The 21,077-nt window shown below is 41.2% G+C and carries 21 protein-coding genes and 1 pseudogene; 1 reads left to right on the forward strand and 21 read right to left on the reverse strand.

Annotated features, from left to right (window positions below; translation table 11 throughout):
- Positions 1-53: 53 nt before the first annotated feature.
- From ureC to katG, 14 genes and pseudogenes are all read right to left on the reverse strand, one after another.
- Positions 54-1,775: an urease subunit alpha gene (gene ureC / locus ACLCDV_RS17530; RefSeq protein WP_317665395.1), complete on the reverse strand. Its 1,722-nt coding sequence runs from the start codon at positions 1,773-1,775 to the stop codon at positions 54-56.
- Positions 1,776-1,840: 65 nt separating this feature from the next.
- Positions 1,841-2,146, reverse strand: a pseudogene (gene ureB / locus ACLCDV_RS17535) (urease subunit beta); the annotation flags it as partial.
- 18 nt (positions 2,147-2,164) lie between these two features.
- On the reverse strand, positions 2,165-2,467 hold the full coding sequence (ureA, locus tag ACLCDV_RS17540; RefSeq protein WP_075993440.1) for an urease subunit gamma: 303 nt from the start codon (positions 2,465-2,467) through the stop codon (positions 2,165-2,167).
- A gap of 175 nt (positions 2,468-2,642) precedes the next feature.
- Positions 2,643-2,993, reverse strand: a complete 351-nt coding sequence (locus ACLCDV_RS17545) for a hypothetical protein (RefSeq protein WP_317665389.1) — start codon at positions 2,991-2,993, stop codon at positions 2,643-2,645.
- Between the two features lie 186 nt (positions 2,994-3,179).
- Positions 3,180-5,621 (reverse strand): TonB-dependent receptor, encoded by a 2,442-nt coding sequence (locus tag ACLCDV_RS17550; RefSeq protein ID WP_317665387.1) that lies wholly within the window; start codon positions 5,619-5,621, stop codon positions 3,180-3,182.
- Between the two features lie 42 nt (positions 5,622-5,663).
- Positions 5,664-6,257 carry a GNAT family N-acetyltransferase gene (locus ACLCDV_RS17555; RefSeq protein ID WP_343567925.1) on the reverse strand — a complete coding sequence of 198 codons (594 nt, stop codon included), beginning with the start codon at positions 6,255-6,257 and terminating at the stop codon, positions 5,664-5,666.
- Positions 6,258-6,353: 96 nt separating this feature from the next.
- On the reverse strand, positions 6,354-7,196 hold the full coding sequence (locus tag ACLCDV_RS17560) for an ABC transporter ATP-binding protein (protein ID WP_411971767.1): 843 nt from the start codon (positions 7,194-7,196) through the stop codon (positions 6,354-6,356).
- Positions 7,193-8,209, reverse strand: a complete 1,017-nt coding sequence (locus ACLCDV_RS17565; RefSeq protein ID WP_411971768.1) for a FecCD family ABC transporter permease — start codon at positions 8,207-8,209, stop codon at positions 7,193-7,195. The genes ACLCDV_RS17560 and ACLCDV_RS17565 overlap by 4 nt, the downstream gene beginning before the upstream one ends.
- Positions 8,206-9,207: an ABC transporter substrate-binding protein gene (locus tag ACLCDV_RS17570; protein ID WP_411971769.1), complete on the reverse strand. Its 1,002-nt coding sequence runs from the start codon at positions 9,205-9,207 to the stop codon at positions 8,206-8,208. The genes ACLCDV_RS17565 and ACLCDV_RS17570 overlap by 4 nt, the downstream gene beginning before the upstream one ends.
- The gene (locus ACLCDV_RS17575; RefSeq protein WP_411971770.1) at positions 9,208-9,738 is read right to left on the reverse strand and encodes a hypothetical protein; all 531 of its coding nucleotides are present in this window, start codon (positions 9,736-9,738) and stop codon (positions 9,208-9,210) included.
- 157 nt (positions 9,739-9,895) lie between these two features.
- Complete coding sequence (gene hypB, locus ACLCDV_RS17580; RefSeq protein ID WP_411971771.1) at positions 9,896-10,624, reverse strand: hydrogenase nickel incorporation protein HypB; 729 nt, start codon at positions 10,622-10,624, stop codon at positions 9,896-9,898.
- Positions 10,625-10,636: 12 nt separating this feature from the next.
- Complete coding sequence (locus tag ACLCDV_RS17585) at positions 10,637-10,981, reverse strand: hydrogenase maturation nickel metallochaperone HypA (RefSeq protein WP_088162260.1); 345 nt, start codon at positions 10,979-10,981, stop codon at positions 10,637-10,639.
- An 82-nt stretch (positions 10,982-11,063) separates the two neighbouring features.
- Entirely contained in the window at positions 11,064-11,465 is a 402-nt protein-coding gene (locus ACLCDV_RS17590; RefSeq protein ID WP_411971772.1) for a hypothetical protein, read from the reverse strand.
- Positions 11,466-11,769: 304 nt separating this feature from the next.
- Positions 11,770-14,049, reverse strand: a complete 2,280-nt coding sequence (katG, locus tag ACLCDV_RS17595; RefSeq protein ID WP_411971773.1) for a catalase/peroxidase HPI — start codon at positions 14,047-14,049, stop codon at positions 11,770-11,772.
- A gap of 266 nt (positions 14,050-14,315) precedes the next feature.
- On the opposite strand from katG, the gene ACLCDV_RS17600 reads away from it, so the two are divergent.
- On the forward strand, positions 14,316-14,897 hold the full coding sequence (locus ACLCDV_RS17600; protein ID WP_411971774.1) for a DUF4126 domain-containing protein: 582 nt from the start codon (positions 14,316-14,318) through the stop codon (positions 14,895-14,897).
- Between the two features lie 201 nt (positions 14,898-15,098).
- On the opposite strand, the gene ACLCDV_RS17605 is transcribed toward ACLCDV_RS17600, so the two are convergent.
- The 7 genes from ACLCDV_RS17605 to ACLCDV_RS17635 all read right to left on the reverse strand — a co-directional run bounded on the left by ACLCDV_RS17605 (position 15,099) and on the right by ACLCDV_RS17635 (position 21,070).
- A complete protein-coding gene (locus tag ACLCDV_RS17605; RefSeq protein WP_411971775.1) occupies positions 15,099-15,554 on the reverse strand; it encodes an Hsp20/alpha crystallin family protein in 456 nt (151 codons plus the stop codon).
- Positions 15,555-15,629: 75 nt separating this feature from the next.
- Positions 15,630-15,923 carry a hypothetical protein gene (locus ACLCDV_RS17610; protein WP_159727676.1) on the reverse strand — a complete coding sequence of 98 codons (294 nt, stop codon included), beginning with the start codon at positions 15,921-15,923 and terminating at the stop codon, positions 15,630-15,632.
- A gap of 239 nt (positions 15,924-16,162) precedes the next feature.
- Entirely contained in the window at positions 16,163-16,501 is a 339-nt protein-coding gene (locus ACLCDV_RS17615; RefSeq protein ID WP_317665361.1) for a hypothetical protein, read from the reverse strand.
- Positions 16,502-16,513: 12 nt separating this feature from the next.
- Entirely contained in the window at positions 16,514-17,071 is a 558-nt protein-coding gene (locus tag ACLCDV_RS17620) for an RNA polymerase sigma factor (RefSeq protein WP_317665359.1), read from the reverse strand.
- Between the two features lie 230 nt (positions 17,072-17,301).
- On the reverse strand, positions 17,302-18,285 hold the full coding sequence (locus ACLCDV_RS17625) for an FAD:protein FMN transferase (protein ID WP_411971776.1): 984 nt from the start codon (positions 18,283-18,285) through the stop codon (positions 17,302-17,304).
- Positions 18,286-18,371: 86 nt separating this feature from the next.
- A complete protein-coding gene (locus tag ACLCDV_RS17630) occupies positions 18,372-20,570 on the reverse strand; it encodes a PepSY domain-containing protein (protein WP_411971777.1) in 2,199 nt (732 codons plus the stop codon).
- A 14-nt stretch (positions 20,571-20,584) separates the two neighbouring features.
- Complete coding sequence (locus ACLCDV_RS17635) at positions 20,585-21,070, reverse strand: DUF2271 domain-containing protein (RefSeq protein ID WP_333574695.1); 486 nt, start codon at positions 21,068-21,070, stop codon at positions 20,585-20,587.
- Between the last annotated feature and the right edge of the window lie 7 nt (positions 21,071-21,077).

Genomic DNA, 21,077 nt, shown 5'->3' on the forward strand with positions numbered 1-21,077 from the left:
TTTCATAGTTTATGGCGTGATATCAGATCACGCCATAAAAAAGTAGTATAGGGTTAAAACAAGAAGTAACGTTGTCCCAACGAAACGGTATCAACAGGTTTTGACCGCAAGATCTCACCGTCAAGACTTACTTCATAATTTTCTGGATTGACAATAATTTCAGGTGTAGCATCGTTGAGGACCATATCTTTTTTGGAGATATTTCGACAGTTTTCCACAGGTAACAACGAGCGTTCCAAACGATACTCATCCTTAATGCCTTTTTCAAATGCCACTTTAGAGACAAAGTTAAAGCAGGTACGGTGCACAGCCTTGCCTAATCCGGCAAACATCGTTCTAAGGATAATAGGCTGCGGTGTAGGAATAGAAGCGTTAGCATCCCCCATTTTAGCCGCGATGATCATTCCTCCTTTCACAATAATTTCTGGTTTTGCACCGAATAGATCTGGACGCCAGATCACCATATCTGCAATTTTACCGGGCTCAATTGAACCGACGTATTTCGAAATACCGTGGGCAATTGCTGGGTTGATGGTATATTTCGCTACATAGCGACGTGCACGGAAATTATCGTTTTGCTTACCTTCATCTTCAGGCAACGGACCTACCTGTTTCTTCATCTTGTCTGCGGTCTGCCAAGTACGTGTGATGACCTCACCTACGCGACCCATTGCCTGCGAATCCGAGCTCATGATACTAAATACACCGCGATCTTGTAGTACATCCTCAGCGGCAATCGTTTCGGGACGGATACGAGAATCAGCAAAAGCGACGTCTTCAGGAATTTCTTTACTCAAGTGGTGACAAACCATCAGCATATCCAAGTGCTCATCAATGGTATTTTTAGTGAATGGGCGTGTTGGATTTGTCGATGCTGGTAAAACGTTTGGATACATCGCAGATTTGATGATATCCGGAGCATGGCCACCACCAGCACCTTCCGTGTGGAATGTGTGGATGACACGTCCGTTAATTGCTTGAATGGTATCTTCCAAGAAGCCCGCTTCATTCAGTGTATCCGTGTGGATGGCCACCTGCACATCGTATTTATCTGCAACTGTAAGTGCACGATCTATTGTTGCCGGAGTCGCTCCCCAATCCTCGTGAATTTTTACCCCCAAAGCTCCCGCTTCGATTTGCTCTACAATTGGTTGCTCGGTACCCACATTACCTTTTCCAAAGAAACCAAAGTTCATTGGAAGGTCTTCTACCGCTTGTAACATACGGCGTATATTCCATTTACCTGGAGTTACCGTAGTTGCATTTGTTCCATCTGCAGGGCCAGTTCCACCACCTATCATCGTCGTTACACCACTATACAAAGCGGTCTCGATCTGTGTAGGGCTGATATAATGAATGTGTGTATCGATACCTCCCGGTGTAACAATATATCCAGCACCCCCATGTACCTCGGTAGAGGCACCAATAATCATATTTGGCGTAATATTGTCCATGGTATCGGGATTCCCTGCACGTCCTACACCGACAATCTTACCATCTTTGATACCGATATCACCTTTTACTATTCCCCAATGGTCAATCACAATGGCACCGGTGATAACCAGGTCCAATGTTCCCTCATCACGTTTTTGAATAGAAGACTGACACATACCATCACGTACCGTTTTACCACCGCCAAATTTCGCTTCATCACCATAATGAGCATAGTCTTTCTCTACTTCAATAATGATATCGGTGTCTCCTAAACGAACTTTATCTCCTGTTGTAGGGCCAAAAATGGCGCTATAATTGATTTTATTAACTTTCAAACTCATGATACTTTATTTTTAAAGCCTTGTTCTTTTACTTTTTTCATTGCATTTGCTTTCGCAACCTCAGTTTCGGTATTACCGTTCACCAAATCATTGTGTCCATAGATATTTCGGCCACCTGCATACGGTACCAGCTCAATCTCTTTTGTCTCACCGGGCTCAAACCGTACTGCTGTGCTGGCAATAATGTTCAAACGTTTACCAAAAGCCTTTTCACGATCAAATTCCATCATTTTATTCACTTCGAAAAAGTGAAAATGTGAGCCTACCTGAATTGGTCTGTCACCCGTATTGGTAACTTCGATTTTAGTAACTTCTCTACCTTCATTACAGATGACGTGGCCATCTCCAATAAAAAATTCTCCTGGGATCATAGATTATATTTTTAACAATTAGCGAATCGGGTTATGAACAGTAACCAGTTTTGTACCATCTGGAAATGTAGCTTCAATCTGTACATCATGAATCATTTCAGGCACGCCTTCCATGACATCTTCACGTGTCAACAACGTTGCACCATATTGCATTAAATCCGCAACAGTACGTCCGTCACGGGCAGCTTCCAAAAGTTCACTACTGATCAATGCAATAGACTCCGGATAGTTTAATTTAAGTCCTCTAGCTTTACGTTTTTTCGCTAGTTCGCCGGCAAGATGAAGCAATAGCTTCTCTGTCTCTCTAGGTAATAAATGCATATAAATATTATTTAAATTGTTGTTATTCGAATGAAAACAAGTCACGGTGAGTACAGGTCACGACAAGGACATACGACTTTAAAAAATCGTTCAAAATCGTGATGAATAGGACAGATTATACCCCTACGCAGCGCAAGGTCTGTCGCTTCTCAACCGTTGTAAGAAATGGAAATTTTTACCCCAGAAACGGGATCTTTAAACTTTGGAAAAGAATATATTTTGGCGGCAGGATCAATCGATCCATATAAGGCCTTCTGTTATTCTGAATTTTGAGACGTACAGGATAGCAGAATACAAAAAGACAAATTGAAAGCACTCCCCAATAGAGCAGCTTGCTCCATTCATCTTTGAGGTCCATCTGTTCGGTGATATCATAGACATCACGATCTTTAACCGCAGCGACCAAATTTTCCCGCTCGGAATTTTCCGAACCTTTTTCTACTTGAGCATGGAAAGCCGCCAGACTTATCCGGAAAACGGGTAAACTTTGGACAGTAGAATGCGTCGGTATAGCTATTCCTTTCATGAGCAGGGTGCTCAAAAGGAAAACTAAAAAAACCATACTATACCGCATTCTTGTGTTCACAATTCTATTATTTGTTGTTCAAATTTACAACCAAAGCGGGCTACTTGACTAGCACAAATCTTGAATTAAATAGTCCAAATTTGTTGAAAAAGCCCGCTTTGGAGATTTTAGATCAATATTTCAAACTTAAAAAGAGTAACCAACTGATACCATGATATTTCTCGGCGCACCAGCAAAAGCTCTCGTGTAGTCAAAACCACCTAAAAAGTAATATTTATCGAATACATTGTTCAGGTTTACGGCCATTTTCATCGCACCAATGTGGTAATAGGCCGCTGCATTAACAGTTGTATACGATGGCCATTGTCCCCAGAGTGCATTTCCATCGCTGTCCTTTCCGATGCTGTTGTCCATCCGCTTACGGTCTACATAATAAACACCGGCACCAAAACCTAAGCCTTTTAAGGCACTATTTGAAAACACATATTTTAACCAGGCACTCGCCATATTTTTGGGTGCTCCCGGCAGGGACTGTCCTATTTCAGAAGGAACCGAAGATGATTTCACCTCCGTATCATTATAGGTATAATTGGCCATAACCTGGAACTCCCGTGTCAACTGCCCACGCACATCGAGTTCAACACCCTGCGATAGCGCTTTGCCAGATTGTCTATACTCCGGCAGCCCTGAATCATTGATAGCCCCTGTGGCAATGAGCATATTCCGTCGTTCAATCCGGAATAAGGAGAGATCAACTTGCAATTGTTCCTTGAAGAAACCCGTCTTCACCCCGGTTTCCACCTGGAAACTCCGCTCGGCATCAAAGGGTTTATCGGCACCATAATCTTTATAGTTCTGAATAAAATTGGCACCTACAGGTACAAAGCCCTGTGAATAACTTGCAAAATAGTTAATCTGTTTATTAATTCCATAGGTTACACCAAAACGAGGTAATAAGGCATTTTGTGTGGCATGAAAACGATTTTGTCCATCAAGTGTTTCCGAAGAATAGTGTTCATGACGTAGCCCTAGAATAAGTTTCAATCGGTCGTCAATGCTGATTTGATCCTGTATATATTTACCCGTGGTTTTATATGGGCTCAAAAAAGGATAAGCGACTCCCGTACGCCAGACATAATTCGTCAGATCATGAGTCGTATAAGTGGGATTGTTCAAATCAAAAGTCAAAGGAACAACTTTACCATCTATAGTTTGCTGCCTAGCCTCCCGCAATTGGTTTTCTTTGTCGCCCCGATATTGGGCAAAATCAATCCCGGCAACCAAATGATGATCAACTCTATCGCCCAAAAGATCCCACTTGACGTAACCGACAACATTATCGGTATAATCACGCCCATGGCGGTCAAAAAAGCGCATATTCATAATGGTATTATGTGGAGCATCAGCAAACGTGTTCATTGTCCGGTGTTCATTGACATCTTCCTGATAGATGGATTTCATGTAGCTCAGATTCAAACTAACATGTTCTGCCAGACGCTGAGACAAACGAGCGCTTAATGAAAAAGTCTTGGAATTATAAAAATCAGAAGGTTGGCTCAACGTAAATGATCTTGGCAAAGCATAAAAGTTATTTTCTTTAATCCCCATTCCCCGATCAAGATAACCGTTGAACTGATTATAGACCATATCAATATCGACCACCGTGCCTTCAGCTGGTTTGAAGGTGAAGGAAGGAGCAATCATCATTCGTTTCTGACGATTTACGTCACGAAAAGTCTTGGTATCTTCATAACCCGCATTAAAACGATATAAAATACGCTTGGCACTATCCAATGGTCCACCGAGATCCACAGTAGTTCGCATTGTTTCAAAACTACCGCCGGCAAAATTCACATGCCCTTTAAAATCTTCCAGAGGCTTCTTTGTTGTCATATTAATTGTGCCGCCGGGTACGATATCACCGAACAGCGAAGCTCCAGGCCCTTTCAAAACCTCGATATTTTCGAGATTGATCGTTAATGGTGAATTATAATAACTATTGCCATAACCATACCCTGAGCGTAAACCATTGACAAGCCGTACCCCCGTTTCGTAGCCGCTTTTGAAACCACGGATAACAACATCATCATAGGAAGATGCTTCTGTCACACCAGCCAGGTCCTGCACCAGCGCTCCAGTAGTAAAAGCCTGTTTATCTTCGATGAATTCCTTACTGAGTACAGCGACAGATTGCGGTAGATCCTTTAATTTTCCTGCAAATTTACCCCCCAGCTCCATATTATTTGTCAGATAGGAATTGTTGCGTCTACCCGTAACCAATACTTCATCCAAGGTATTATCACCGGCTACCATAAGCAATCGAACGCCCTTTTTTGCATTCCAGTTGGCCGTGTTCAAATCCAGCAATACAGGCTTATACCCGATTGCAGCTGCACGTAACTGTACAGGAAAAGAAGTTATTCCGGTAAAACTAAATTCCCCCTGAGCATTAGAACTTGTCTGTTGTTGTCGATCTGCCAGGGTTAATGTGACCCCTGAGATGGGATTACCGTTTTCGTCCTGAATTTTTCCAAATAATGCTACACCTTGTTGTGCATATACCGCTCCCGGTACGGAAGCACTTGTCAATAAAGCGAAAGCGAGCGCTTTCATCACATTGTTTTTCATTCAAATAAATTATATATTCTTTTGGCTGATCTATTTTTAGACCTAAGCCATACGATCAACGAATAATTCCATGTGTATGGTTGGAAAATTCGATTCATTGCAAAAGTCTTTCAATTGAAATCCTTGTTTTCCCCAAAACTCATAGGCTCCAGTCAGGAATGGGTGGGTATGTAAATAAAGCCGTTCAATACTTTTCTCTTTAGCTACAGCGACCAAACCCTTGAATAAGGCCGTTCCTAAACCTGACCTACGATAAATCGGGTCTACAAAAAGACGGGCTACTTCCACCGTTTTCCTTCTATCAATATCCAAATGCGGGAAACGGTAGTCATAAGCAGACATACCAACGACGCCAATCAGTTTACCCTGCTGATCTTTTGCCTGCAGGAATGCACCAGCTTCAGCCTCAAGATACACGGCTGAAAATGCCAGTAGATCTTTGGGAAGTTTATGTGCATCCAACATCGGGAACAACTGTTTTCGAAATTCGATGACATAAGGTAGTACGACATCAATATCCTTCTCTTCAACACGAGATATGCTGATATTTTTCAAATGGGGTTGCGTGGGAAAACATCGTTTGCTTACCAGTTGATTATTAATCAATATATTGCCGTTGTCTTTGATGGTATTCATATCGTTATAACTATTTTTAAAATATTTGCACAGTAAACTGAGCATCTCAGGTACAAACCATGATTTTTCCTAAAGGCACCTATTTAGGGAGCTTCGTCATGGCGTATTCATTTCAATTTTGGTTTCAGGACTATGCACTGCACTCACGCTAGGCTCAAACGTCGCACCTCCACCCAGCATCGGAACAAACATCCATTTCTTTTGATTTTCCAAACTGATCAAAGGGAGTTGATAGGTCTGTTCCAATAATTCCCGAACTTGCTCCTGCTCCAGACCGTGCAGATCCACAAGCCTATTGTCCTTCATCAGATAAAACTGATCACCAAAAAGGTACGCCATGTTGGGGTCGTGCATCACACATAACACGGTTGTCCCCTCTTTGACCAGCTCCTTGGCTGTCTGCAGAACCGCAATCTGATAGTTCAGATCCAAATGATTGGTGGGTTCATCAAGCAATAATAAATCAGGCTGTTGTACCAACACGCGACAAAGTAATACCAATTGTCGCTCTCCTCCAGACAAAGAGGTATAGGGTTTGTTCTTTAAATGTGTGAGGTTAAATCGATCCAAGATCTGTTCAACGGCCTCAAAGTCTTCCTTACTTGGTGAAAAACGAGAAAATGAGGCTCGTCCCGTCAGAATAACATCAACAACGCTAAAAGGAAATGTGGTCTGATGGAACTGGTTGAGAAAACCCAATTTCAATGCATTGGCCCGACCAACCTTCCAATCGCGACGTTCCGTTTCACCGATAAGAACTGATCCATTATATTTTTTTTCCAGCCCGGCAATGATATTGAACAGAGTCGATTTACCACTTCCATTTCGACCAAGAATAAAAGAAAGCTTTCCTTCCGGAAATGACATGTTTACATCATTTAAAATGATATCCTTACCATAGGCAAAAGAAAGTTTTTTGATATGAATCGAATTACTCATGAATTCCAGTTGATTTCGTTACGGCGCATCAGATAAATAAACAAGGGAGCACCAATAATCATTGTAAAAACACCGATCGGAATTTCAAATGGCATAACAGCCCTCGAAAAATCATCGATAAGTAGCAGGAAAGTCCCCCCGATACTGATATTTGCCCACACAATAATATTGTTATTGGGTCCAAAGATCATGCGGCTGATATGTGGTACAATTAATCCAAATAAACTAATTACGCCTACAGCTGCCACGGCAGAGGCTGTAATTAGTGTTGCTACAGCAATGAAGACCAATTTCAATATTTTCGGGTTAACGCCAACAGCAATGGCTTCTCGATCACCAAGTGCGAGAAGATTCAGCTTCCAGCGCAAAAGGATCAGGATACCCAATCCTATTGTGATCGGCAGGAACGCTTGCTGTACTTTCGACCATGATGCTGTATGTAGGTTCCCCATTGTCCATTGCACAATCGCTTGTAATTTATAGGGATCACTCATGTATTGTAACAGGGTTAACATGGCTGTAAATACCCCGGAAATAACCATTCCAGCTAATACCATCCCAACAATGGAGGTTTTTAAGCCCGCATTTGAAACAAAATAGGTCAAACCTACAGCACATACACCGAACAGAAATGCCGATAGATTGACGGACAATAAAGGGAACAACATGGCCAAGGCAGCCCCAAAAGCAGATCCCGAAGAAATACCTAGCGTAAAGGGATCAACGATTGGATTCCTAAAAATGGCCTGTAAAATTCCGCCGGAAGACGCTAAAGCAGCTCCGACCATAAAGGTCAACAGAATCCGTGGTAAACGTACCTGCCACAATATCGTATCCATGTTATCTTTCAATACAGCATTATGGTCGCCGATATAAATCCCCACTTCCAATCCGATGCGCTGACAGAGCTCGACAAAACCAATGTTCTGACTCGATCCTACAAGTAAGGAAAGCATTAAAACCAACGATGGTAAAACAACTAGCAGAAACAGCTTTTTTAATTGATGTATCATGGAAGTAGTCCTGCTTTACCGTATAGTTTTTCAAAAGCTATGGTCATATCCTGATCAAGCTGCTGTTTCGTATAATCCGAAAAACACCAATGCCTAATCTGTTTGGCAAAAAGCATAAATTTGACGGTATGTGGATCGAATGGGAAGGACGGTGACATCACAAATACTTGTTTATTTTTCACTGCAGGTAATGCCGCGAGTTCCTTCAGATTATATACGTCTGCCAATTTAGAATTCCAAAGAATAATGAGGTCCGGATTCCATTTATAAATCGTTTCGGCGCCGACATTTGGGGCTTCCATTTCCAACGGGCAGGCATTCGCTGCGCCCGAAAGCCGGATTGCCATATCAATCAAACTACCACGACCGGATGTCGAAAGTACTCTACCTTTAGACCAGGCATAATAAACCTTCTTCTGTATTTGATCTTTGGGAGCAGTCATTTTTTTGATCTCCGCCGAAACAAATTGAACAATTTCTTCCGCTCGCGCTTGCTTTCCGAGTAAGGCTCCCATCCCTATCAGTTCATTAAAAATACTTTTTTCATCCTGGGAAGAAAAAGTAAACACGGGAATTCCAAGATCTTCTAATTGAGAAATATTATCCTGATCGGTATTGAACGTCAAAACAAGATCAGGATTCAAGCCCACTATGCTTTCCACATTATTTGCCTGGCCTGCGAAGGTAGGCGTTGCCAGTTCTTTTTTTGCAATTCTTTGATCCAATTTGGATAAAAAGTTATAGGTATCTTCGAGCTGATAAACCTGCTCAGGGATACCGACTAGACTATTTTCAGCCCTCAACATATACACTTCATCAACAAGCGAAGGGAATAGTACAACCACACGCTTTGCCACATGCGCCAACACAACTTCCTTTCCTCTGCTATCGACTGCTTTCACTTGACTGTTGAGCGTGCCGGATTGCCGATTTTGGCAGGCACTCCATATACCACAGCATACCAAAAGCAATACAACTATAATTCGATTCACTTTCATTTAATTATCTTTTCGAACTTGTTCACCCAAACTGATATGCCCGTCTATTCTCTTTAAATCTGGATTCTTCTTATTTTTCGCCTGCAAACGAATCAAATCTTCGGATAACAGCAAGGCTTCCTCCAACTGAATCGACGTTCCATATTTTGCTAGAACCTGTTCATAAAGCCGTCCATCGTAAGGAAGACGAAGCGATTCAGCATCTGTGACGTTGAATATCGGCAGATGTCTGTTTCCGATGAAATAACCGAAATCTGCAAGCTGAACCAAATCCGTTGGATTAAATCTTATCGTCAACGAAGGCTTGACAACCAAGATCGCTAGTAGCGTCTCCTGATGAAATAAACCATCTCCATGGTGCCATTCCGCTCCTTGTTCCAATTGCATAAGGATTGCTTTTCCGTTTATTGTATTGCGCGTCAGGCGTCTTTTATGGACTTCATACCACTCAAGATGTACTTGATCGACCTCACTAAGGGCAAACTCCTTGTTTGCGACAATTTTATCTATTGGTATGGGCAGCTTATTCATTTTTGTAAACTTATCTTCATCACAGGTAAACAGCACTTTTTGGCTTTGTTTTCAGTGCTATTTCCTTCCTCAGAAAACAGCACTATTGCGACAACATTGAACAGGATAACAATAAAACATGGATCATTATTATCCTATCCATTTTATCTGTTGTTCATTATTTTACTTCAAGCGCTTTATATTGATCTTTTTTTGCCTGAACTTTTTCTTTCAACCAATCACACCAAGTATCAAGGCCGTCACTATTTAATGTACTGATGGTAATAACTTCCAGATTGGGGTTTACCTCGCGCGCATCTTTCGTTACCGCATCTACCGAGAAAGGTACATATGGTAATAAATCCGCTTTGGAAACCAACATCAATTCGCTTGTTAAAAACATGCGCGGGTATTTTTTTGGTTTATCATCCCCTTCTGTTGTCGCCAATAAGGTTACGCGGTAATCTTCACCCAAATCAAATGCGGATGGACACAACAAGTTACCGACGTTCTCGATAAACAACAGATCTATTCCTTCAATATCGATATGATCCAGGGCTTGTAAGATCATTTGTGCCTCAATATGACACATTCCTCCAGTGACAATCTGCAAGGCATTGATGCCCACATCGCGCATACGTACCGCATCGCGTTCAGTTTCCGGATCGCCCACTAAAACAGCAATATTCAAATCCTTCGACAAACGTTTACCGGTTTCTTGCATCAAGGTTGTTTTGCCCGAACCCGGGGAAGAGCATACATTGATCACACAGACATCTTTCAGTCTATCACGGATGGCTTTTGCAACGAAATCATTTGCTTTTAATAAATGTAGTGTTGTATTTTCACATTGAACCGAACCTACACGGTTACCTAAACTTTTAGGATTTGGAGTATTGTCTGACATGATAAACGATTTTTAGTCTTGTTTAAAAATTACTTTTGAAATATAGAGTTCATTTCCCTGAACAATTGTGCTGGAGGGTTGTCCGCAGTCACAGACAAATCGATGAAAATGAACAGGGAAATTTTTCTGACAATGTTCACAATATGCAATGATATCGTTTACAACGACCTCCATTTCCATATCTTGGTATTGCGTATTTTCAGCAATAAAAGCATCAAATGCATTTTGGATCAACACAGGCTGGACATTGGATAACAATCCTGCTGTAACCTGAATTTTTTGAATATCATCTACCCTAGCCTCATAATGCGAGGTCAGCGTATCAAAAATATCCTTTACTATACTTAGCTCGTGCATTGGTATATTTTAAGAAATAAATAAATTTAGAAAAGAAATGGCAGCTTTCTTTGCCTATCTAATGTGAAGAAAAGCTTACGCTTTAGCATGGAATTTTGATTTGCTCAAACAGCAAAAATCGAGCTATGGGAATAGGCTCTAGATCTAGGGTATGTTCATACCGATAGTCTTTCTGCAATGGGGATGGCAGTAGTTCGTGCCAAAGCAAATCAACAGTAACCAACCAACGGTCCATTAACCAATCTTGTGCTACTTCCACGTCCATTTCCGCAACAATGGATTGAAGCGATGGGTAGAGTGAACAAAAGTGGCTATGATCTTTTGGAAAATGGGTTATGCTTGAATCGCCCGCGTATTCTGAAGGACTTTTTGAAGATAAATACGAGGATTTAAAACTATCACTTTTCAGTACAAGACTGTTTGCATTTAAAATTTTAAATGATAATAACAGTGCTGCAAACAGAAAAATAAAGTGCTTCCACATAGCTTTAACCTAACAAAGTTGCAAAGATTCCTTTGAAACCAATACAAAGTTACTACCGATCAAAGAAGAAAAAGTAGCACAAATCTTGAATTTTATTTCACAAAATAGGAAACACCCAAAGAAAATTCCATAATTCTATATATATTAAATTAAAATTTGGTTAAAGTGAGATTAAAATGATATTAGAGGCAAAAATTGGGTATTTTTTATCGCAGCTAAATACAAGATATTTCTCATCTAGCAAAATCATAAAAAGCCAGCCTCGATGTGAGACTGGCTTCTTGAAAGGCTTAATTTTTATTGATTAGCGATGCAAATCGAAGCGATCCAACTCCATCACTTTATTCCATGCTTTCACAAAATCTTGTACAAATTTTTCGTTTGCATCGGCACTGCCATATATTTCGGCAACGGCTCTTAATTCAGCATTCGAACCAAAAACAAGGTCTGCTCTTCCGGCTTCCCATTTTTTAATACCAGTTTTACGATCTGATCCTTCAAAAACTTCCCGATCCGGAGAGATTGCTTTCCAAGCTGTTCCCATATCCAATAGATTAACAAAAAAGTCATTGGTCAGTTGGCCAGGTCGGTCAGTCATTACGCCTAGTTGAGAACCATCAAAATTGGCTTGAAGAACACGCATCCCGCCAATAAGGACAGTCAATTCAGGAACAGATAAAGTCAGTAGCTGCGCCCTATCAATCAATAACGATTCCGTAGACACGGTATAAGCGCCTTTGCGATAGTTTCTAAATCCATCCGCAATTGGCTCAAGATAACCCATTGATTCTACATCAGTCTGTTCCTGTGTCGCATCCATACGGCCAGGATGAAACGGTACTTTGGTATCATGACCTGCTGCATGAGCTGCCTGCTCTATCGCGGCTACACCGCCCAAGACAATTAAGTCTGCCAATGAGATTTTCTTTCCGCCCTGTTGTTTTCCATTAAAATCCTGCTGAATTTGCTCCAGCGCGGTAAGAACTTTTTGCAGTTGCGCCGGATTATTGACTTGCCAATACCGCTGCGGAGCCAGACGAATTCTAGCACCATTTGCACCACCTCTCATATCCGAGCCACGGAAAGTAGACGCTGACGCCCAAGCTGTCGTTACGAGCTCGGCAGTGCTAAGTCCCGCGTTCAATAGGGCGGATTTCAATATACTAATGTCATCCGCATCGACCAAAACATGATCGACAGCCGGAATAGGATCTTGCCACAATAATTCCTCAGCAGGAACTTCGGGCCCCAAATAACGCTCTCTTGGCCCCAAATCACGGTGTGTTAATTTAAACCATGCGCGAGAAAATGCGTCAGCAAACGCATCTTGATCTTCGTAAAATTTACGCGCGATCTTTTCATAGATTGGATCAAAACGCAACGATAAATCGGTCGTCAGCATCGTTGGCCTGCGCTTTTTATTGGGATCAAAAGGATCTGGAACATTCGAATCGGCTCCTTTGGCGACCCATTGGTGTGCTCCTGCCGGGCTTTTAGTCAATTCCCATTCATGCTCAAACAGATTCTTAAAAAAGAGGTTGGTCCATTCCGTTGGTTTTTGAGTCCAGATAACCTCCAATCCGCTAGTAATCGCATCTGCGCCTACTCCACTGCCGTAAGTACTTTTCCAACCTAACCCTTGTTGTTCTATACCGGCAGCTTCAGGCTCTTTTCCGACATTGTCGGCAGGTCCGGCTCCGTGTGTTTTTCCAAAAGTATGCCCACCTGCAATCAAAGCGACAGTTTCCTCATCATTCATAGCCATCCGACCAAAAGTATCGCGTATATCTTTTGCAGCGGCGATAGGATCAGGATTTCCATCCGGTCCTTCTGGATTAACATAAATTAACCCCATCTGTACCGCAGCCAACGGTTTTTCAAGATTGCGGGAGTGTTGCTTACCATCTGCATTATCATCGGCTGATAAAACACCATGTGCTTCAACTACACCTTCTGAACCATGTGCATAACGAATATCACCGCCTAACCATGTTGTTTCAGAGCCCCAATATACGTCCAATTCTGGTTCAAAAGCATCCACCCGACCACCGGAATAACCAAAAGTTTTGAAGCCCATAGACTCCAAAGCGACATTACCGGTTAAGATCAATAAATCTGCCCAGGAGATATTTTTACCATATTTTTGTTTGATAGGCCACAACAGGCGACGCGCTTTATCTAAACTCACATTATCAGGCCAGCTATTCAAGGGTGCAAAACGTTGCTGACCAGACCCAGCTCCGCCCCGACCATCACTTACCCGATAGGTACCCGCACTATGCCAAGCCATCCGGATGAATAATGGTCCATAATGACCAAAATCTGCCGGCCACCAATCCTGTGAATCGGTCATCAATGCATGCAAATCTTTTTTTACGGCTTCTAAATCCAACTGCTTAAATGCTTCTGCATAATCAAAGCCTTCGTCCATCGGATTTGACTTGCTCGCATGTTGTCTCAACAGATCTACACGAAGTCTATTTGGCCACCAATCCTGATTCTGAGTTCCCCCACCCGCAACGGCGTTGCGCATCGTACCATTGTGAAATGGGCATTTGCTAATGTCTTTTTCGTTGTTGTCCATATGAAAAGAAAGTTTAGTTATATAATATCTTAAGTGATCAAATTGTTTGACTTCCACTTTCATAAAATTACACAAATGCGCCCCCACTTGTACATCGAATCATTCGATACACTATAATCAAAATCTATACAAAGAACCAGAAGGTATATAAAAAATTGAAAATCATCTTTTAGCGAGACTTCAGAAAACACGGATTTTTAGCATTGCTAAAACAAAAGCCATTCTTTTATTATTCTACAATTAGGTTGTATCAAAAAATATTGGCCATGAGTGAACTTTCTACATTTTTGGTGAGTGCTTTTATAGGCTTAAGCTTGGCGGCAGCCACTGGCTTCCGAATTTTCATGCCCTTATTTTTATTGAGTCTCGGCTGTCGGCTGGAACTGTTCCAAGTTGGCAATGAATTAGCCTGGGCAGGTTCACCGCTTGTTTTAGCGGCGACAAGCATAGCCATGATTTTGGAAATAGCGGGGTATTACATCCCTTTTATAGACAATATATTGGACAGCCTATCCATCCCCTTAGCAACCATAGCGGGTACTTTACTTTTCGCTATACAGTTTACAGATATTTCTCCTTTTTTCCGCTGGGCCATGGCCATAATCGCCGGTGGCGGTACTGCAGCAACCATTAGTACGGCCCTGGCAGGCACCCGGGCCGCCTCTTCGATCGGAACGGCCGGTTTTGGTAATTTTATGATTTCGACAATGGAAACCATCGGTTCCACGATATTAACCATACTCGCCATATTTGTGCCTTTTATGGCTATAATCGTTGTTATTGGCTTGTTTTACTTCTTCTGGCGATTTGGCAAAGAACAACTACATAAAAAACTTAAAAGAACTTAATAGCTGCCAAACCATTGAATCTAATGAAACAGCTCTTCCTATATTAAAAGAATTAAAACTTTATCGCAATAAAGAGATTATGCTTATACCGTATGCGCCGGTTTCATTTGATCTTTCAGTATAAAACAAAAAAGGACAGCAAATTTCCATGCTGCCCTCTTTGTTTTCAGATCTTATCCTGACTTGCGTTTACTTCCCTTGTTAATCAATGATGACTTCTTGTGGCCGTATTACTTTTTCAAGATCTTTTGGAAGAATGACGGTCAATACCCCATCCTCGAAGCTCGCATGCACATTATCTGTAAGCACCTGTTCATTTAATTGGAATTCACGTTCAAATGCCATTCCATCGTACTCTCTATAAATATAATCTATGGCATTGTCCTGAGCATTCTCTGTACATGAAATTTTTAGTATTCCGTCATTTATACTGACTTGGAATTGTTCCTTCTTACGGCCAGCAGCAAAAAGCTGTACTTCATAGAATTCTTGATTCTCTACAATATTTACAGGAACAGATTGCTGACTGCCACCACTGTGTGCAGCTTCACCTTCAAAAAAATGTTGTTGAAATTTTTCAAAACGGTCTTTAAAATGTTGTCCGCAAAATTTGTTATGATTTGAATATCCTCTGGTATAATGATCTCTTTTAAACATGTCTTTAATTTTTAATATTGAATAATTCGTTGAACTAATGCATGACGAAAGCTTCGTCTTTGCAATTTTTTAACCTTAATAAACAGGAACAATCGTTGCTTTCCGAGCACGTTTTTGCCCTTGTAATGGTACGATAGCGACCACAGTGTTGTAATGACGGTGAACATTCGGATATACCGGAGTTCTATCCATTTTGAATGCTTGTCTATCTCTCCTACGCATTCTTGCTGCTGCGAAGCTTCCTATTCCGAAGAGAACTGTCCCAAACAATAAGAGTTTAAAGATCGTCCCAATAATCAAGGTTGCTAATCCCGCTATTGCCGTAAGCACGATCAGGCGTGGCAATATAAATCGAAGTTTATTTTTCATTTGAATACATTTTTTTTGTAAAATGGTTGCTGGCCTCCTGCATTTTCATCTGATTGAAAACGACATTTTACCATGACCATTCATATTTTGTAATTAATTATTATGCTGTCCAATATCCATGCTGACAGAACATCGCGTTCTGCTATTTCCTTAGCATCAGGATACCGACATAAAAAAAGGCGCCTTTATAGAAGAAGACGCCCAACAACAGTTTTTACTTTAAAATTTTTATTCTTTTTTTAGAATCCACATCGTCCTCCAAAACGACGCTTCCATTCTTCCCGCAAACGCTCCCTTTCCTCATCGGAAAGATCTTCTCCTTTATCCATCTGACGTGGAAAACCTTTTCGAAATCTCCCCCCTCCAGGTTTACCAAAACCCCTACCGAATAGAATTCTTGACAAAACAAAGAGTCCCAATGCCTGCCAATAGGTAATTGTTTTTAAATTGAAAATATCAACCATTAATGTATTCCATAAATATTGTAGTAAGGCTACCAACAAAAAAACACCAATGATAATAGCGACAAACATAAAAGCGAATTTACCCTTCCGCTGTCTATTCATTCTTCCATTCATAGCTTAATCCTTTTAAAATTTTAATTCTTCATACAAACTTCGCAACCGTACCCGCAGGTGCTTCACGGCATACCCTTTTCGACTGATAATTGTCTTGAGGTTCTCATTTTCCATAACAGCAATTTCCTGAAGTGTTTTCTCTTCCAGCTCATTCAGCACAAACACCCGACGTTGCTTGTCCGGCAATTCCTCCAATGCTTTCATCAGCTCATCCCAAAAAATATCCTTAAATAATTTTAGCTCGGGATTGTTGGAGTCGTCGGCTAAAAGGAACTGACGAACAGGAAAAGTACTTTCACTATCATCATCACCTGCTATCATATCGTCAAGTGATTCATTTTTCTTTTTCCGATAGCTATCGGTAATCTTATTCCGTGTGACAGCATAGAGCCATGCGCCCGCATTCTCCAGTTCGTCCATATTGGTCAAACGGCTAAATTGATACCAGACCTCCTGTAAGATATCTTCTGCATCCTCCGTTTTCTTTACTTTTCCCTTAACAAAACGTAGCAGTTGACTTCCATAAGTCTTAACGATATCCGTAAATGATCTGGAATTTTTTTCTGCCATATGATTTTGGTATGCAATGTCCATAGCAGCATAGACGAACTAGTCGAACTTTTACTTTAAATTATTTTCATGGATCTACTTTCTTGCTGACTTCCACCGCATGAACAACATGACACATTCCTTTTCGTCTTCTTTCGTATACACTTTGTCTGCATAAATATACTAGATAATCAGCTAATAGGCTATGCTTTCTATACACTTTATGCAACATAAAAAAGTAGTTCCATGGTTTAAGACTTCCGGCGTTGCTGAATGACCTTACCTTTATCGGTAATAAAAATATAATGGTATGCTGGAAAACGCTGAATCAATTTTTTTCCTTCTTTCTCGCCCAATACCATGATGGAGGTACTGAGTGCATTTGCGATTTCCGCTGAGGGTCCATAAATCGTCACTGAAGTTAATCCCGTAGCTGGATATCCTGTCACCGGATTTATAATATGTGAATAACGTTTTCCATTGATCTCCGCATATTTCTCATAGCTGCCCGATGTTGCTACGGCCATTTCATTCAAACGAAGAACTTTGACCATTCGATGGGGTTTGAACGGATTGTTTACGCCCACTTTCCATGCATCGTTCTGGGGTGGTCTTCCCCAAGCCGACAGATCACCAGAAGCATTCACTATACCTGCTTCAATCCCTTTTGCTTTCATTATTTCCCTGCCCCTATCTGCTGCATACCCCTTCCCAATAGAACCGAAACCGATCTTCATACCCGGTAACTCCAGAAAAATTGTCGAAGCCGCACTATCGAGGCGAATGTGTTGATAACCAACTTTCTCGACAGACCTCTTAATCAGTTCTTCCGAGGGCATCGTGGTCATGCTGCCATCAAATAGCCAAACTTTATCTAAGGCAACAATACTGATATCAAAAGCACCACCTGAATTTTGAGCATATTGGATTGCACGTTGTGTTAGATCAAACACTTCTCTATCCACCTGAACTGGCTTAATTCCGGCATTGCGGTTCACCGCTGCGATTTGGGTTTGCGGACGCCATTCTGAAATCAGGTTTTCTATGCGATCTATTTCGGAGATGACTTCATCGATATGCTGATTTGTAATCGAGCTATCCCGATCTACCAAGCTAATTTCGAAAACAGAGCCCATAAGGGTAACCTGCCGCTTTACCAAGACCTGCGCAATCCCTGAAGTAATGGATACAAAGCAGAGTATTAAAAGCAGGCCACATTGTTTATTGTTCTTCATGAGATTGATCTGAAAAAGGGATTAAAAAGTCGATGCGTACCAAAAGCAGTCTTATCGATGCGATATGCTATTACGTCACCAATTTACTAATAACAATCGGTTAAGATCTGTCCATTTTCTTTGTAGACTACAATAGTTTTGCCGACATGTTCCAAAAGTAGCTCATTTAAAGTATGTTCAACGTCATGCTGCATACGCAACGCACCACAAAGCAATATATAACCTCCTTTATCAAGCAATTCGACAAAATATAGCGCATCCCGACGAATCAAATCCATGACATATTGTGCATTTTCCTCGCGTGAAAAAGCCAGTTCAAGCTGTTTCAGATGTCCCAGCTTTATCTGCTCATCAGCAAAATCTATATAGTGTGCTGTCATTTCATTTCGATGGCGAAAACCAGCATACAGACGCAAAGGAGTCATACTTTCATTCGCTGAAATCATGCCTAGAAAAGGTGCTACCCCCGTACCATTCGCAATTAAAGCAACTGCATTTGCGGCTTTCGGGAAATGAAAACTTGGATTAACCATGACTCGTGCCTGCAGGGTTTGATTCGGTTCCAATCGATACAGGAAGCTCGAGCCAAATCCATTCGGGAACAATTTCACCACAAGCTGAACCATACCGTCTTTGTAACCTATCGAATAAAAACGTTCACGTTGATCTTGCGCAGGATAGATTGCCAATAAATCGCCCGATTGCATTTTAATTTTACTTAAAGGTTTCAGGACTAAAGTAAAGGTCATGTTACTCGCAGAAACAGTAGACTTCGCTATCACCTTAAATTTCGTCAATCCGACGACTTTAGCACTATAAATAGCCGGTGCAGAAGCTAATGCAATATTGGTCTGAGCAGACCATTGATGAATCCATGAAATAAGCTCATCTACATACTTATCATTAACTGTGTGTAAATCTGTTAGTCGAGAAGCCCAGGCTTGTTTTTCTAATAAAAGATCAATTTTGCGCGCATAGGCACAAAAGTCGGGATAGGCTTTTGAACCAAAGCCCAGCACCGAAAATTGTACGTCTTGTTCTTGTGGATGGCTGTTGAGCTTATGTTCAAATTGAAGTGCATTGGATGGTGCTGTTCCTAGCCCGTATGTTGAGGTAAACACAAGCAAGTGTTTTGCCTTTGGAAAGCATTGATATTGATTCATTCCGAGCAGCAACGATTTTTGCCCATCCGCTAAGAACTGTTTATGGATCTGATTGGCGAAAAACAGCGTGCTTCCATTTTCCGTTCCGAAAAGAATAACAATCTCTGCTTCTTCAGGTTTATATTTATTCTTGATTTTAGTACGCGTGCGCTTGAATGTGATTGCAAAACCCGTGTAAATAAAGAATACAATATTCAACGATGCGAGCCCCAATATAATGGCCCATATGATATTGGTCTTGCCCGTATGGAGGTCCAAAGAAAACTGTTCGGCCAATGCAGTAAAGGGATACTTTACTTCTTTATGCAAGCTTCCATTCAACTGATTTATGGTCAATTCCCGATCGCGAAGCTTCAATATAAAAAACTCATCAGGATCGTCTTCCATAAACGGAAACTCCAACGTCTTCAAATCGACAAGTTTTGTATTTTGGAATATTGAAAATTTTGCCACCTCCAATTGGATATCTTCCTCCATCTTATTGGGATATTCAATTGTTTGGTTCGGCTTTTTTAAGATTTCAATACGCACCAGAAATAAATAGGTACCTGTTAGGGCCAATATCAAAATTGGTATTAAAAATAGACGTCCTGAAACAACATGAAAATACTGTGCGAAAAAGTCCCGGTTGATTTTAGCAAAGAAATGTCGAACGCCCTGTTGGCGCTTAACAATCAGAATAATTCCAGAAATAGTAATAAGAAACAACAGAAATGAAACCACACCAATAACCACCCGACCGGTCACTTTAAGAAAGAGTGAGCGGTGTAAAGCTGTCACCCATTGAACAAATTGGGACTTATTCAATTGGGGACCAAGCAGACGCCCCGTATTCGGATCGATATAGCCTTTCACGGTGTTGCCATCAGCGTCTATGGCATCAATGCTCACAAATTGATTGTGATCTACCGAGATCGCTATGATTTCAGGATAAACCTTGCGCAAAGCTGTTACTGACTGCGCAAGGTTTAACGTTTCAATATGTTCAACCCGATAAGGCGGAATTTTTTCGTTGACGGCGTCAATGGCCAATATTACGCCAGTTATCGATAATAAAAGTAAAAAGATAGAAGAAACAATAGCTAAGGCTAAATGTGCATACCTCCAAATAGATACCAGCATTTTTACCCCTTTTCTTATTGTACTTTATTTAACTTAACAAGTTTGATATATCCCTTGCCATTCGCTTTTTCAGTGATAGCTTCCTTTGTCAACGGAATTTCAACATCAGCAGTATGGTATTTTTGTTCCTCTACTGCGGATTCAAAACGGAGTTTATACCCTTTGTTAAACTTCGTTTCATCAAGATCCAAGGTCCGCATGGCACGGTCACCGCCACCAACTGAAGCACCCGTCACCGCATTTAGCTTTTCTTTGGTTTTATTTTGGAACTTGTACCATTCCTTAATCGTATTATACCATTGTTTATCAGATCCCAATACGGCGAGTGTTTTTTCGTAAGCTCCACTCGGATTAATCAGTGAAATCACCACGTAGGCTTTCTCACCTTCATAGGCATTCATTTGGATCATACACTTATATTTAGCTGCCTGTGCGAAAGAGCTTAGGGCTGCCATCGAAAATAAAAGGGTGGCTATCGTTGTTTTAACTATGTTATTCATCTTCAGT

This window comes from Sphingobacterium sp. Lzh-3 (assembly GCF_046764375.1).
Lineage (GTDB): Bacteria > Bacteroidota > Bacteroidia > Sphingobacteriales > Sphingobacteriaceae > Sphingobacterium.

What these genes read in the sequence shown, in the direction of transcription:
- ACLCDV_RS17545 (WP_317665389.1), bottom strand. Translation starts at nt 2,993, where the DNA reads ATGAAAGGAATAGCTATACCGACGCATTCTACTGTCCAAAGTTTACCC.
- ACLCDV_RS17570 (WP_411971769.1), bottom strand. Translation starts at nt 9,207, where the DNA reads ATGAAAGTGAATCGAATTATAGTTGTATTGCTTTTGGTATGCTGTGGT.
- ACLCDV_RS17600 (WP_411971774.1), top strand. Translation starts at nt 14,316, where the DNA reads ATGAGTGAACTTTCTACATTTTTGGTGAGTGCTTTTATAGGCTTAAGC.
- ACLCDV_RS17630 (WP_411971777.1), bottom strand. Translation starts at nt 20,570, where the DNA reads ATGCTGGTATCTATTTGGAGGTATGCACATTTAGCCTTAGCTATTGTT.
- katG (WP_411971773.1), bottom strand. Translation starts at nt 14,049, where the DNA reads ATGGACAACAACGAAAAAGACATTAGCAAATGCCCATTTCACAATGGT.
- ACLCDV_RS17625 (WP_411971776.1), bottom strand. Translation starts at nt 18,285, where the DNA reads ATGAAGAACAATAAACAATGTGGCCTGCTTTTAATACTCTGCTTTGTA.
- ureC (WP_317665395.1), bottom strand. Translation starts at nt 1,775, where the DNA reads ATGAGTTTGAAAGTTAATAAAATCAATTATAGCGCCATTTTTGGCCCT.
- ACLCDV_RS17635 (WP_333574695.1), bottom strand. Translation starts at nt 21,070, where the DNA reads ATGAATAACATAGTTAAAACAACGATAGCCACCCTTTTATTTTCGATG.
- ACLCDV_RS17615 (WP_317665361.1), bottom strand. Translation starts at nt 16,501, where the DNA reads ATGAATGGAAGAATGAATAGACAGCGGAAGGGTAAATTCGCTTTTATG.
- ACLCDV_RS17560 (WP_411971767.1), bottom strand. Translation starts at nt 7,196, where the DNA reads ATGAGTAATTCGATTCATATCAAAAAACTTTCTTTTGCCTATGGTAAG.
- ACLCDV_RS17575 (WP_411971770.1), bottom strand. Translation starts at nt 9,738, where the DNA reads ATGAATAAGCTGCCCATACCAATAGATAAAATTGTCGCAAACAAGGAG.
- ACLCDV_RS17590 (WP_411971772.1), bottom strand. Translation starts at nt 11,465, where the DNA reads ATGTGGAAGCACTTTATTTTTCTGTTTGCAGCACTGTTATTATCATTT.
- hypB (WP_411971771.1), bottom strand. Translation starts at nt 10,624, where the DNA reads ATGTCAGACAATACTCCAAATCCTAAAAGTTTAGGTAACCGTGTAGGT.
- ACLCDV_RS17620 (WP_317665359.1), bottom strand. Translation starts at nt 17,071, where the DNA reads ATGGCAGAAAAAAATTCCAGATCATTTACGGATATCGTTAAGACTTAT.
- ACLCDV_RS17550 (WP_317665387.1), bottom strand. Translation starts at nt 5,621, where the DNA reads ATGAAAAACAATGTGATGAAAGCGCTCGCTTTCGCTTTATTGACAAGT.
- ACLCDV_RS17565 (WP_411971768.1), bottom strand. Translation starts at nt 8,209, where the DNA reads ATGATACATCAATTAAAAAAGCTGTTTCTGCTAGTTGTTTTACCATCG.
- ACLCDV_RS17585 (WP_088162260.1), bottom strand. Translation starts at nt 10,981, where the DNA reads ATGCACGAGCTAAGTATAGTAAAGGATATTTTTGATACGCTGACCTCG.
- ACLCDV_RS17605 (WP_411971775.1), bottom strand. Translation starts at nt 15,554, where the DNA reads ATGTTTAAAAGAGATCATTATACCAGAGGATATTCAAATCATAACAAA.
- ACLCDV_RS17610 (WP_159727676.1), bottom strand. Translation starts at nt 15,923, where the DNA reads ATGAAAAATAAACTTCGATTTATATTGCCACGCCTGATCGTGCTTACG.
- ureA (WP_075993440.1), bottom strand. Translation starts at nt 2,467, where the DNA reads ATGCATTTATTACCTAGAGAGACAGAGAAGCTATTGCTTCATCTTGCC.
- ACLCDV_RS17555 (WP_343567925.1), bottom strand. Translation starts at nt 6,257, where the DNA reads ATGAATACCATCAAAGACAACGGCAATATATTGATTAATAATCAACTG.